Source organism: Aestuariibaculum sediminum (assembly GCF_014596945.1).
Lineage (GTDB): Bacteria > Bacteroidota > Bacteroidia > Flavobacteriales > Flavobacteriaceae > Aestuariibaculum > Aestuariibaculum sediminum.
This window is the reverse complement of record NZ_JACVXB010000009.1, coordinates 64,978-78,346: the sequence shown is the minus strand read 5'-3', so window position 1 is coordinate 78,346 and position 13,369 is coordinate 64,978. Positions and strand designations below refer to the sequence as shown.

General features: G+C 33.5%; 10 protein-coding genes. 3 read left to right on the top strand and 7 right to left on the bottom strand.

Going from position 1 to position 13,369, the window contains the following annotated elements; genetic code table 11:
- Positions 1-210: 210 nt before the first annotated feature.
- The 5 genes from ICJ83_RS15395 to rplM form a co-directional block, all read right to left on the bottom strand.
- Complete coding sequence (locus ICJ83_RS15395; RefSeq protein WP_188231301.1) at positions 211-1,569, bottom strand: family 16 glycosylhydrolase; 1,359 nt, start codon at positions 1,567-1,569, stop codon at positions 211-213.
- A 493-nt stretch (positions 1,570-2,062) separates the two neighbouring features.
- Positions 2,063-3,037 (bottom strand): translation elongation factor Ts, encoded by a 975-nt coding sequence (tsf, locus tag ICJ83_RS15390; RefSeq protein ID WP_188231300.1) that lies wholly within the window; start codon positions 3,035-3,037, stop codon positions 2,063-2,065.
- Between the two features lie 85 nt (positions 3,038-3,122).
- Complete coding sequence (gene rpsB / locus ICJ83_RS15385) at positions 3,123-3,884, bottom strand: 30S ribosomal protein S2 (protein ID WP_188224101.1); 762 nt, start codon at positions 3,882-3,884, stop codon at positions 3,123-3,125.
- A 166-nt stretch (positions 3,885-4,050) separates the two neighbouring features.
- Positions 4,051-4,437, bottom strand: a complete 387-nt coding sequence (rpsI, locus tag ICJ83_RS15380; RefSeq protein ID WP_188231299.1) for a 30S ribosomal protein S9 — start codon at positions 4,435-4,437, stop codon at positions 4,051-4,053.
- Positions 4,437-4,892 carry a 50S ribosomal protein L13 gene (gene rplM, locus ICJ83_RS15375; protein WP_188217125.1) on the bottom strand — a complete coding sequence of 152 codons (456 nt, stop codon included), beginning with the start codon at positions 4,890-4,892 and terminating at the stop codon, positions 4,437-4,439. Before rplM ends, rpsI begins: the two co-directional genes overlap by 1 nt.
- Positions 4,893-5,215: 323 nt before the next feature.
- On the opposite strand from rplM, the gene ICJ83_RS15370 reads away from it, so the two are divergent.
- The gene (locus tag ICJ83_RS15370; protein ID WP_188231298.1) at positions 5,216-7,165 is read left to right on the top strand and encodes a YgiQ family radical SAM protein; all 1,950 of its coding nucleotides are present in this window, start codon (positions 5,216-5,218) and stop codon (positions 7,163-7,165) included.
- A 49-nt stretch (positions 7,166-7,214) separates the two neighbouring features.
- Here the strand turns inward: ICJ83_RS15370 and ICJ83_RS15365 are convergent, their stop codons facing one another.
- Positions 7,215-9,998, bottom strand: a complete 2,784-nt coding sequence (locus ICJ83_RS15365) for a S9 family peptidase (protein ID WP_188231297.1) — start codon at positions 9,996-9,998, stop codon at positions 7,215-7,217.
- A 180-nt stretch (positions 9,999-10,178) separates the two neighbouring features.
- Here ICJ83_RS15365 and ICJ83_RS15360 point away from each other — a divergent pair, with 180 nt between their 5' ends.
- Together ICJ83_RS15360 and ICJ83_RS15355 are read left to right on the top strand one after the other, a co-directional pair.
- Entirely contained in the window at positions 10,179-12,014 is a 1,836-nt protein-coding gene (locus ICJ83_RS15360) for a sensor histidine kinase (protein WP_188231296.1), read from the top strand.
- Positions 12,001-12,765 (top strand): LytR/AlgR family response regulator transcription factor, encoded by a 765-nt coding sequence (locus tag ICJ83_RS15355; protein WP_188231295.1) that lies wholly within the window; start codon positions 12,001-12,003, stop codon positions 12,763-12,765. Before ICJ83_RS15360 ends, ICJ83_RS15355 begins: the two co-directional genes overlap by 14 nt.
- A gap of 121 nt (positions 12,766-12,886) precedes the next feature.
- Here the strand turns inward: ICJ83_RS15355 and ICJ83_RS15350 are convergent, their stop codons facing one another.
- On the bottom strand, positions 12,887-13,258 hold the full coding sequence (locus tag ICJ83_RS15350; protein ID WP_188231294.1) for an endonuclease domain-containing protein: 372 nt from the start codon (positions 13,256-13,258) through the stop codon (positions 12,887-12,889).
- Between the last annotated feature and the right edge of the window lie 111 nt (positions 13,259-13,369).

Genomic DNA, 13,369 nt, shown 5'->3' with positions numbered 1-13,369 from the left:
ACTCAGATTGTGCAAATATAATCATTATACTAAATTGCTAAAGCTAATTTTTAAGTCAATTTAATAACGTTGAATTTTGGGTATAAAAAAAACCATTGTACTTTATAAAGTGCAATGGTTTTTTATGATTTACTGTTAAAAGTAGATTAACCTACAGATGCACGTTTAAAATCAGTGATTTCAACTTCTATATTAACTTTTAGGGTTAATTCAATATGCGAGTTCAAGTTTCCACTTTTCCCAATTCTCTGTGTTTGTTGAGGTAAGAATCAAATAGTCATCGTCATTAGTTGAATAGGGTCTTAAGTATTTTCGAGTTTCTCTATTTTTAATATACACATACCCATCGTTGGAATCTATCATTTCCCATTGGCTCCACGAACCGTTAAATGATGTGGATTTTAATTGTATATACGATCCTTCTGAATTCGAAATAGGGCGGAAATATTTTCCTGTACCTTCATTTACAAAATAAAAGTATGGAGGTGTGGTATATTGGATCTTCCAAGTTGTCCAATTACCAATGCTGGATAGGGAACTTTGTTTAATATATGAATCATCGACACTACCGTAAGTTTTAATCCATTTGCTGGTTTGTTTGTTAACAAGTCTGAAGTAATCTACTGTAGGATCAATAGGAGTAGGTGCCCATACTCTTACATAATCTACCTTAGCGTCGGAAAGTATTCCTATCGGTTGGCTTCCAAAATCACCATCAGCGAAACTTGCCCCTACAGATAACCATATCCATTCTTGAACCATAGGAATCCATTTGCTGTCGGTGTATTGAACTTTTAATACACCATCGTAATAAATTTCTAATTTAGTTGGAGTCCAGTTAAGACCATAGGTGTGATATCCTGAATGAATATTTGGTGCAGACCAGGGCTTTGTGTTTGCTTGATGGTCTGTGCTATAGCCATCAATATGAACAACTGATTTTGTTGTGTCATTTATCCAAGCAGATTCGAAAACATCTACTTCTGCACCATCATTTGCAGTGCCATCTACAATACCTTGATGATGACCTTGAAGCCAAAATGCTGTGTGGTTTCCTTTTGTTGTTTCAGCAACTCTCATTCTGACTTCTATAAAACCATAAAGGGGTTCGAATAAATTTTTAGACTCTATAGCTCCACATTTCATGGTCTTCATATTCTTTTTTGAAGCTCTTAGAGTAAGTTCTCCGTTACCATCTAAAAATGCGTGGTCTTCAACCCATCTCCAATCTTTTAAAGCAGGGTCTCTGCCATTTAAACTTCTACTACTTGTACTAACACTTTTTATCCATTTAGAGGGGTTAAGCGTTGTGCCGTCAAATTCATCACTCCAAACTAAATCCCAATAACCAGAAGGTCCATTGAGAGAACTCTTGGATAATGTTCCGGTACTTTTAATGGTAGGCATTGCCTTGATAGGAGTGTTAGGGTCTATTAAGGATAAGCTGTTTCCCATATCTTTGACTTCCTTAATGGTGGTGGCTTCTTCATTAAATAATTCGTCATTTAGGTTTGAACATGAAAAAATTGTAAGTATTACAGATGTAATTAAATAAATAAGGTTTCTCATAATTGTTTGTTTAGTTTTATTGGTTTGAGCAATTTATGTTGAAAAGTTAATTTTGCTCGGGGTAAATCATTCAAAAAAAAGGATATATTGTTCAATGAGTTGTTAGTAAATTAACTAAACCAAGTCTTCAATTTTAGACAACATGTCTGATTTAGAATGGTATTATATACAGTATTAATTTTATAACAAATCCATTATTAGTCATAGCGTTGATTTGTCTTTTCTTTTTGAATTGTTTTTTTGTCTTGTAATTTAAAAATATCAAAACTTAAGTTGCTTTTTTATTTTAAAAGACTGCTTTTATTTAACTAAAGATAATAATGAATGTGTTTTAAAGAATTTCAACTTAAAAAAGTTAATGAAGAAACGAGAAACTAAATGTTTTGGAATTGTAATGAAATTAAAAGAAGATATGTTTTTTAATTTCTATAACAAAAAAAACCACCAAGTTTAAATCTTAGTGGTTGTTGTAATATTTAAATAAACGTAATGGTTACCCTACAGAAGCACGTTTAAAATCAGTGATTTCAACTTCTCCATAAGATGCTACATATTTGGCAACAGTAGATTTTTCATCTTTAATGAAATTTTGGTCTAATAAACATTTCTCTTTATCAAGAGTTGTGTTATCAGAAACAAAACGATCCATTTTACCTGGTAAAATTTTATCCCAAATTTGTTCTGGTTTACCTTCAGCTTTTAATTCTGCTTTAGCATCTTCTTCAGCTTGAGCTAAAACTTCAGGAGTTAATTGAGACATAGAGATATATTTAGGAACGTTTTTAAGTGTTTTACCTAAACGTGCTAACTCTTCGTTATCTTTTTCTATAACTGCGATTCTAGCTTCAGTTTCAGAAGCCACATAAGCAGGATCGAAATCTTTATAAGATAAAGTAGTTGCACCCATTGATGCTACTTGCATAGCTACATCTTTTACTAATACTTCAGCGTTATCTACTTTTGCAGATAAACCTACTAAAGCAGCAATTTTGTTAATGTGCACGTAAGCACCAACGTAAGGAGCTTCTAACTTTTCGAAAGCTGTGATGTCTAATTTCTCACCGATAACACCAGTTTGCTCAACTAATTTATCAGCAACTGTTAAACCACCAAAGTCTGCAGCTAAAAATTCTTCTTTTGTGTTGTAGTTTAATGCAAGATCAGCTAAATCGTTAGCTAATTTTACAAAGTTTTCGTTTTTACCAACGAAATCAGTTTCACATCCTAAAACGATAGCAACACCAGCAGTTTGATCGGCGTTTAATTTAGCAACAGCAGCACCTTCAGAAGAATCTCTGTCGGCTCTTTTTTCTGCTACTTTTTGTCCTTTTTTACGTAAAACTTCAATAGCTTTATCAAAATCTCCACCAGCTTCAACTAAAGCTTTTTTACAATCCATCATTCCTGCACCAGTAGCTTGTCTTAATTTGTTAACCTCTGCTGCTGTAACTTTTACTGTAGATTCCATGTATTATAATTTTTAAAAAAAAGTCGTTCAAATATTTTAACAAAGAAAATAATTAAACGACTTAGTTGTATTGTGTAAATGTTAATTATTCTTCCTCATTAGCTGCAACTGTTTTAGCTGCTGCTTTTTTAGCTTTAGGTGCATCACCTTCGGCTTTCTCAGCTTTTCTTTCTGCTAAACCAGCAGAGATAGAAGCGGTAACATGAGTTAAGATTTTATCGATCGATTTAGAAGCGTCATCGTTTGCTGGTATAACGTAATCAACTTGACGTGGGTCTGAGTTGGTATCTACCATAGCAAAGATAGGAATGTTTAATTTTTGAGCTTCTTTAATCGCGATGTGTTCACGTTTAATATCAACTACAAATAAAGCACCTGGTAAACGCGTCATGTCGCTAATAGAACCTAAGTTTTTCTCTAACTTAGCTCTTAAACGATCTACTTGTAAACGCTCTTTTTTAGATAATGTGTTGAATGTACCATCTTTCTTCATTCTATCGATAGAAGCCATTTTCTTTACAGCTTTTCTAATAGTAACGAAGTTTGTTAACATACCACCTGGCCATCTTTCGGTGATGTAAGGCATGTTGATAGCACCTGCTTTTTCAGCAACGATATCTTTCGCTTGCTTTTTAGTAGCTACAAATAAAATTTTACGACCAGAAGCGGCGATTTTTGCTAACGCTGCTCCAGCTTCGTCAATTTTAGCTGCAGTTTTATATAAGTTGATAATATGGATGCCATTACGCTCCATGTATACGTAAGGAGCCATGTTTGGGTCCCACTTACGAGTAAGGTGTCCGAAGTGTACACCTGCTTCAAGTAATTCTTTTACTTCTACTGCCATTTTTGTAATAGTTTACGTTCTGTTGAATTAGCAATGTTCCTTTTGGCTAAGGTTTTAGCCCTAGGCTGCATTTAGATGCTAAACTAAATCCTGTATTACTTACTAGGATACAACAATAACTGTTATTAATTTTTTTAATTGCGTTGAAATAAATTCAACAATAATATTAACGTTTAGAGAACTGGAATTTCTTACGAGCTTTCTTCTGACCGAATTTCTTACGCTCTACCATTCTTGGGTCTCTTGTTAATAAACCTTCTGGTTTAAGAGTTAATCTGTTTTCTGCGTCTACTTCGCACATAGCACGAGAAATTGCTAAACGGATAGCCTCTGCTTGACCAGTAATACCACCTCCATATACATTTACGGTAATATCAAAGTTGCTTTCATTGTTAGTCAAAGCTAAAGGTTGCTTAACTTTATACTGTAATGTTGCAGTAGTAAAGTAGCTAGCTAAGTCTTTTTTGTTAATAGTGATGTTACCACTTCCTGGGGCAACATACGCACGAGCAACAGCCGTTTTTCTACGGCCAATTTTGTGAATTACTTCCATTAATTGAATTCGTTTAAGTTAATTGTAGCTGGCTTTTGTGCCGCATGAGCGTGCTCTGTACCAACAACAACTGTTAAATTACGGAATAAATCTGCACCTAATTTGTTTTTAGGTAACATTCCTTTTACTGATTTTTCTACGATTCTTGCTGGATCTTTTCCAAACAATTCTGTAGCTGTTAAACTTCTTTGTCCACCTGGGTAACCTGTGTGACGGATATACGTTTTATCGTTCCACTTGTTTCCGGTTAAGTTGATTTTTTCAGCGTTAATAACGATTACGTTATCACCACAATCAACGTGAGGTGTGAAGCTAGGCTTGTGTTTACCTCTTAAAAGTTTTGCAACTTTTGAAGCTAAACGACCCAAAGATTGTCCTTCGGCGTCAACTAAAACCCACTGCTTATCTGCAGTAGCTTTGTTAGCTGATACTGTTTTGTAGCTTAATGTGTCCACGTTTTTAATTAATTTTTATTAAACATTCCTCTCTCAAAAAGAGTTTGCAAATTTACGATTAATTATTTACTTACCAAATAGTGCGCTAAGTTATTTTTATACAGCTTTTTAAATTGTTAAGGTATTGCAAAAATTAGTGTTAATTATATTAAAATGAATGGTTTGAGATTCAAGGATAAATAGGTAAATTGTTTTTGATGCTTTTAACCCAATTTTTAATTGGATTTGTAAAGTGTTAAATGAACGATTTTACTCGTAAAAAAAATCACAAAGCTTTCATAAATAAACATCAAGAGTTATAAATTGACTATTTTTGCAGCATTATGCGAGAATTACAACTTTCAGATTGGTTACCTACCACGAACAAAGAGGTTAAAATACGCGGATGGGAAGAACTCGATGTGATCCTGTTTAGCGGCGATGCCTATGTTGATCATCCAACCTTTGGGCCTGCGGTTATTGGGCGTACCTTAGAAAGTTACGGGTTAAAGGTAGCGATTGTTCCGCAACCCAATGTTAACGATAATCTTCAGGATTTTGTTAAACTAGGACGTCCCAGATTATTCTTTGGTGTTACTGGTGGTTGTATGGATCCTATGATTAGTAATTACAACGCCAATAAAAAGCGTCGTGATAAAGATGCTTATACGCCAAATGGAGATATTGGTTTTCGTCCGGATTATGCAACAACCGTTTATTCTAATATCTTAAAGGAAAAATGGCCAGATGTGCCCGTGTTAATTGGAGGTATTGAAGCGTCCTTACGTCGTGTTACGCATTACGATTATTGGAGTGATAAACTCATGCCTACTATTTTAGAAAGTTCTAAAGCCGATATGCTGGTGTATGGTATGGGAGAACAACCACTACGTGAAATTGTACGGTTATTGCAAAAAGGTGTGCCTTTTGATAGTTTAAATACCATTAGTCAAACCGCAGTTCTTGTTAAACAAGGTGAAAGTATTCCTAAAAATAGCAATTGGGAAGATGTTGAAATTGCTTCTCATGAAACCTGCTTAAAAGATAAGAAGGCTTACGCTTCAAATTTTAAAGTTATAGAGCAGGAGTCTAATAAGTTGGCTGCACGTCGTATTTTTCAAAAGGTGGGTGATAAAACCTTAATGATTAATCCGCCATACCCAACCATGACCGAGGAGGAAATTGATGCTTCTTTCGATTTACCGTATACACGATTACCACATCCAAAATATAATAAGCGCGGACCAATTCCAGCTTTTGAAATGATTAAGTTTTCAATAAACATTCATAGAGGTTGTTTTGGAGGCTGTAGTTTTTGTACCATTTCGGCACATCAGGGTAAGTTTATTGCCTCACGTAGTCAGGAATCTATTTTAAAAGAAGTCGATACCGTGGCTAATATGCCCGATTTTAAAGGGTATTTATCTGATATTGGCGGGCCGAGTGCGAATATGTATAAAATGAAGGGAAAAATTCAGTCGATATGCGATAAGTGTGTAGCGCCTTCCTGTATTTCACCTGTAATTTGTAGTAACCTCGATACATCGCACAAGCCGTTAACCGAATTGTATAAGGCTGTTGATAGTCATCCGAAAGTTAAAAAATCATTTATAGGTAGTGGTATTCGTCATGATATGTTGGTGCCTGAATTCAATAAGAATGCCGATCCGAAGGAATTAGACGATTACACCGAAGAAGTTATGACTAAGCACGTTTCTGGTCGGTTGAAAGTTGCTCCGGAACATACCAGCGACCCGGTTTTAAAACTAATGCGTAAACCATCATTTAGTTATTTCCATAAGTTCAAGGAGCGTTTCGATAAGATTAATGTTAAACATAAGTTGAAACTTCAGTTAATTCCTTATTTCATATCAAATCACCCTGCTTGTGAAGCCGAAGATATGGCTAATCTGGCAGCTGAAACTAAGGATATGGGCTTTCAGTTAGAGCAGGTACAAGGGTTTACTCCAACGCCTATGACGGTTGCGACAGTTATTTATTACAGTGGCTACCACCCATATACGCTTAAGAAAGTGAAAACACCAAAAACCAGAAAAGAGAAAGATGAACAACACCGTTTTTTCTTTTGGTATAAAGACGAAAATAAAGCGTGGATTAGAAATACTTTAAATAAATTAGGGCGTCAGGATTTGTTAAAAGTTTTGCTCCCCGAAAATGATTCATGGCGCAAAAACAAACCAGGAAAAACTAAACACACGTTTGATGATGCCGTGCCATTTAATCAACGAAAAAATAAAGCGAAGTTTAGGTCTAAGAAAAGTAAACGTCGTTAAATAAATCAAAAAGCCTCGTAATTATTACAAGGCTTTTTTTTTATAGTAACTATCTTTTTATAAGTTCATAGCCGGTGCTAATTCCTTTTTCTACTGCAGGTATACCACGTTCCATCCAAAGGGGTACAGGAGCATCTTTTAAATAATAATCAAAGAACTGCGACATTTTTAAAGTGAAATCTTTTCGGTTCTGATACTTTAGTGGCCAGTGTGGTTCGTTGTTGTAATTTAAAAACCATGATGGTTTTCCTAAACGACGTAAACTAACAAAAAATTCGATGCCCTGATACCAGGGTACATGGCCATCGGCATCGTTGTGTAAAATTAATAAAGGTGTTTTAATTTTGTCGATGTTAAAAATTGGTGAATTTTCAATATAGCGCATTGGGTATTCCCATGGTGTTCCTCCTATACGGCTTTGTGTATGTTCATATTGAAATTGTCGACTTAAACCTGTCCACCAACGAATACCGCCATAGGCACTAATCATATTAACTACAGGCGCCCCAGATTCGGCAGCTTTAAACATATTGGTTTTTGTGACTAGGTAAGCTATTTGATAACCACCCCAGCTGTGTCCTTGTAAACCTATTCGATCTTTATCAATAAATCCTTTTTTTATGATGCTATTTGTACCCGATACAACGCAGCTTAAGGCACTTTCTCCAGGGTATCCTATTTTATAGGTTACATCGGGATTGAAAACAACATATCCTCGACTTGTGTAATAGCTGTAACTAATTGTAGAGCGAACAAAAGAAGGTGGTCGGTGTGAATGAATTGTATTTGAGCTTCGTTCATAGAAGTTTACAATCATGGGATATTTTTTGTTTGGGTCGAAGTTTTCAGGTTTTGCCAAAAGGCCTTCCAGTTCTTCGCCATCTAACGAAGTCCATTTAACTAATTCAATGCTTCCCCAATTATAATCGTTTTGTTGCGGATTGGCATGGCTTAAAACAATCTGTTTTTTGAAGCTTAAATTTGTGAGCCTAAGATCTGGGAATTCGGTAAACGATTCACGAGTAAATAATAAGGCATCACTTAATTCAGCTTTTACAGGATTACCATATTTATAATCACCTATTTCAATTTGTTTTAAGGTATTATTGTTTGGATTAAATTCAGCGAATCCAGCCTGTTTTGAAGTTTCATTAAAAGTAGATAAAAGCCATTTGTTTTTTGAGTTGATATACTCTTCTTCTTTATCTAATTTGATATATCTGTAAACCGTGTTGTTAGCTCTGCCGTTTGTTACATTTGTTGCTTCGCCTGTTATTGGATTAAACTTCCAGATGTCGTAACGATCGTAAATTATTAGGTGCTCATCGTTTCCCGTCCAGCCAGCAAAACCGTATGAACGTGGAAAATTAGGTGTGTCGTTTAGTTCGTCATAAAACACCTTTCCTTTTGTGATTTCCAGATAATTGTTAGTTTTTGTATTATAGGTAAACCACGTGCTGTCCTGAGTTTTGTAGCCAAATACAAATGCACCTTTCGGACTTAATTTAGCATCTGTAAACTTTTTTAATATCAGTTTTTCATGTCCTGTTTCTATGTTGATTAAAGCATAATCTTTATAGCTTTGTCCTGTCCACTGCGTTTCTAAAGCATACGGTGTTGGGTTGTTGATTAGGGCAATGTTGGAATTACCATTATCGGTTAACTCAGATTCAGGGAAGTCTTCAGTTTCTATCTGAAACGTTTTTGTTGTTTTAAAATCGTAAACCGTTTGATACGATTTAAGGGTGTCATTTTTTACTTGTAGTTCTTGAACGGTGTATAGTCGTGGTTCGTTATAGGTCCAAACTTCAACATTAACAATTTCATCATCTAAAAGAGTAGTGTCCTTAACAATTGGCGGCGTTCTTAAGCCAAAAAATAATTTGTTTTCGTCTTTCGAGAACCTTATGTTGCCATTACCTGAAACCAAAAAGCCCTCAGGTGTTTGGGAATTGTCGTAAAGCTTGGTTGCTAAATTAGAGCCTGCTGTCCATGTGTATAGTTCATTGGGTCTTATTTGTGCTTTAGTAGTATCGGCATCGACAATAAATGCAAACCGGTTACCGCTTTCACTAAAACTAAGTCTGTTGTACTTTGCTTTTTCTTGCTGGTAGATTTGAGTTAATTGTTGGTTTTTAAAATTATAAATATAAACCCCAGCACCGTTATCGCTACTATCTCCTGTTGAAGTAAAAGCTAATGCTTTTCCCGATTTAGCGAAAGTGTAATGTGTTACATATTTGAACGTATCCTGAGCTTTTGTGTTTAAATTTCTAATAACAAGATGAAATCCATTTTTACTACTTACCTTTTTTTCTTTTGGTTTTTCGTCTTCATTCGAAATGTTGGTACTGTCTGATTTTTGTTTAGGCTTTTTTAAATCTTCTAAATAATAGGCAATAAATCCTGACCATTTTTCTGGAATTTGATACGATTTTACATGAGGAATTTTGTCTAATGTATTTGAGTTTAAATTGTAGATGGCTAAAGTGTCTTTGGGAAATTTATCCTTTTTCACCTTTTGTCTTCGTAAATCGTCGATGCTATCTTTTAGTGGTTTTATAGTGAAAGTTAAAAAGTTAGAATCGTAGGTAAATTGTCCGTTTGTAGCTCTAAAATAGTCTAAAATCGTTTTACCTTTATTAGAAGTTAAATGTAAATGACTATCGGAATTATCCTGGGTCAGGTCGTAAACTACGAACGCGCCATTTGGTGAAATAGCTTCATTTTTAATTGAATTCCATTGTTGGATATCTGAAAATTCTAATGTTTTTTTTTGAGCTATAACAGAAAATGATATAAGAATAAATAAGGCGGTAAAGCTAGATTTCATTTTTTAAAATTTAAAGGAGATAAAAATAACTAAACTTATCAATTTGAGGTAGATATTGCGTAAAGTTTAACACAATGTGGCGTTCGTCAGCTCGTTTCGCAGTTGGTCAGAATTAACTGTTTTGGTGCAAATGATAATTATTTATTTGTGAACGTTAATCAACCTTTTAAATTTACATAAATGAAAAAAATAATTATTTTATTACTCTTTGCTGGTTTATTAAAATTAAACGCTCAGGAAGAAATACGAAAAATGATGACAGACACAGTCTGGGAAAAGTACGTTCAGTTTGATAAATCGTCACCTTTTTATAAAACTTTTTGGTTTTGGACGAAAGAAAGAATTTTTAACGGGGTTAACAGGGATGTTATTAAGTTTCGTAGTGATATCAGTATCCAATTAAAAAATTCAATTAATGAGAATGATTCAATAATTATTTGCAATCTAATACAAGAGTTAAAGGGAATTATTCCTAATAACATCAATTTCTCAACTCAAAAAAAAGGAAATGTTATTATTGAAATAGTCGCTAACGGTACTCGTTTTGGAAGTAGATCAAAAATAGGAAAATCTGGGATAGTATTTAAGGAATATCAAATAGGTTTTAATGATTCTGATAGTGTCGAGAGCAGAAAACGAATATTGGAGTTTTTTGTGATAAGATCGTTGTGTGGTATTCAAAATGTCAAATATCGTACAAAAACGGGAAATGCAATATTTGATGACTATGATCCTGATCCTATTTTAACAAAATTTAGTTTGTCGGATAGGTTTTTGCTTCAGAAATTATATTCAAAAGACTTACTTAAGGAAGCTAAAAGTTATATACTCAGCAATTATACTAAAAGGTATTATTTGAATTTTTTCTATAAAAATGAAATGAAATTTTTTGCTACAATTTTATCCGTTTTTATCGCTTTCTCAATTCTTTTGATTTCTTATCGAAAAGTTTTTACAAGACAGTTTCAATTTAGATATTTAAACTATTTAGTACCAGGAATGGTTTTAATGATTATATCATATGTTGTATTTCATTCATTTGATTATTTAACGAGTACAGCAGAACCTAGTTTTTATCTTTCTCCATTGCTGGTAACTTTAATTGTATATATGATAATTTGGTTAATTGTATTAAGTTTACTTTATGTTTTAGAGAAGAATATTATTAATAAAGAATGGACCATAGCAAAGCAATTAAAGTTGAAAATAGGGTTTACATTTTTAGTGATTTTAGGGATATTAATTGCTTTATTTGTTTTTAATATTGATTCTAAATTTAAATTTATTTTGAGTCTTATTGGAGTTTCCGTTTTTTTAATGCGTGTAGCATTTTTGTACCTAAGAGAACAAACTGAAATGCAATTACGAAAAAAAGATTTAGAACTCATTAAAATGACAGCCTTAAAGGCGCAGGCTGAAATTGCTTCGTTAAATGCTAGAATTAATCCACATTTTTTATACAATTCGTTAAATTCGATAGCAGGTTTGGTAAGAAGTAATCCCGAAAAGACTGAGCAAATGGCTTTGTCTTTGTCCGATTTATTTCGTTATAACATTAATCGAAATAATGCCTTGAGTTCAACTATAAAAGAGGAAGTTGAAGCCGTTCGGGCATATTTACAAATAGAACAAATTCGTTTTGGGGAACGCATGACGTTCTCAATTGAAGTTGAAAAAGGATTAGAATCATTTGAAATTCCAAGAAATATTATTCAACCGCTAGTAGAAAATGCTATTAAACATGGTATTTCAAAAATAAAAAGAGAAGGTATAATTAAAGTGATTATTTATAAGAAAGATGATAGTGTAGAAATTAATGTATTAGACAATGGTCCTGATTTTCCTGAAGGATTTATTACAGGTTATGGGTTGCAAAGTATTAATGATATTTTAAAATTAAGTTTTGAAGGCGAAGGTTACCTGTATTGGGAAAACGAACCTGAAAAACGTATTTCGATTACTATAAGTAAAAAAGGATTTAATAATATGAAACGATTTGAAAATGAAACTTTATAGGACTATTGTTATTGACGATGAACCACCGGCAAGACAACGTTTAAAAGAATTATTGATGGATTTTTCAGAAACTTTTCAAGTCGTTGATGAAGCTTGTGATGGAGTAGAAGGCATTGAGAAAATAAACCAATTAAAACCAGATGTTATTTTTTTAGATATCCAAATGCCTGAAATGAATGGTTTAGAAATGCTTCAAAAACTAGAGGAAATACCAATCGTGGTTTTCTGTACTGCTTTTGATGACTATGCGTTACAGGCTTTTGAAACCAACAGTTTGGATTATTTGTTAAAACCTGTTAGAAAAGAGCGTATAGAGGTAACAATAAACAAGCTTGCTTTCTTTAATAAAGAAGAGCAGTCTGAACAAATTTTAAATATTTTGAGAAGTTTTAATGGAGTTCAACAGGAACAACGTCAATTAACTTCAATAACAATAAAGGTAGGAAAGAAAATAAGTTTCGTCAAACTTGCAGAGGTGGCATACTTTAAAGCAACAGACAAGTATGTGTCTATTTTTACAAAGCAAGGCGAAGAGTATATCACAGACCAAAGTTTAACAGCGTTAAGTCGTCAACTTCCAAATGAGTTTTTAAGAATTCATCGCTCCCTTATAATTAATACGAATATGGTTTCTGAAGTGTTTACACATTTTAATAGTTGTTATAATATTACAATGGATGATAAGTTTAAAACAGTTTTAAAAAGCGGTAGAAGTTACCAATCCGAAATAAAATCTTGGATGGGTATGTAATTAGATGTGTAGAAAATTTTGTTTAAGTATTTTAAAACACCCACCTAAATCCTCCCTCAAAGGGAGGACTTTCAAATTTCCTCTAAAGTCAACATTACTAAGACCTGTCCCCTTGAGGGGACTATAGGGGCGTTTGTATTTCTTTAATTTTTTCTTCAATAACCAACAAAACACTAAACATATTTTTCATGATTTCTTCGTTTGAAATTCTTAAAAAGCGTACGCCATATTTTTCTAATTCATGTTGTCGTTTAGCATCATATAAAAATGAATGGTCATGGCTACGGCCATCAATTTCAATAGCTAAACCAATTTCATGACAGTAAAAATCAACGATGTAATTTAACATAGGAACTTGTCTGTGAAACTGAAACCCTAAAGTTCGATTTTTTATATTTTGCCATAGCAGGATTTCAGGTAAGGTGCTATTTTTTCGAAGTTGTCTTGCTAATGCTCTTAATTCGGGGTTATAAGGAATAATTTTATTTCTCATATTTTTAAATATAAGAAAATACGAGCAATTTAAAAAACACCCACCTAAATCCTCCCTCAAAGGGAGGACTTTCAAATTTCCTCTAAAGTCAACATTATTAAGACTTGTCCC

Excerpts from the sequence above, each read along its gene's own strand:
- ICJ83_RS15395 (WP_188231301.1), bottom strand. The coding sequence starts at position 1,569 with ATGAGAAACCTTATTTATTTAATTACATCTGTAATACTTACAATTTTT.
- tsf (WP_188231300.1), bottom strand. The coding sequence starts at position 3,037 with ATGGAATCTACAGTAAAAGTTACAGCAGCAGAGGTTAACAAATTAAGA.
- rpsB (WP_188224101.1), bottom strand. The coding sequence starts at position 3,884 with ATGGCAGTAGAAGTAAAAGAATTACTTGAAGCAGGTGTACACTTCGGA.
- rpsI (WP_188231299.1), bottom strand. The coding sequence starts at position 4,437 with ATGGAAGTAATTCACAAAATTGGCCGTAGAAAAACGGCTGTTGCTCGT.
- ICJ83_RS15370 (WP_188231298.1), top strand. The coding sequence starts at position 5,216 with ATGCGAGAATTACAACTTTCAGATTGGTTACCTACCACGAACAAAGAG.
- ICJ83_RS15365 (WP_188231297.1), bottom strand. The coding sequence starts at position 9,998 with ATGAAATCTAGCTTTACCGCCTTATTTATTCTTATATCATTTTCTGTT.
- ICJ83_RS15360 (WP_188231296.1), top strand. The coding sequence starts at position 10,179 with ATGAAAAAAATAATTATTTTATTACTCTTTGCTGGTTTATTAAAATTA.
- ICJ83_RS15355 (WP_188231295.1), top strand. The coding sequence starts at position 12,001 with ATGAAACTTTATAGGACTATTGTTATTGACGATGAACCACCGGCAAGA.
- ICJ83_RS15350 (WP_188231294.1), bottom strand. The coding sequence starts at position 13,258 with ATGAGAAATAAAATTATTCCTTATAACCCCGAATTAAGAGCATTAGCA.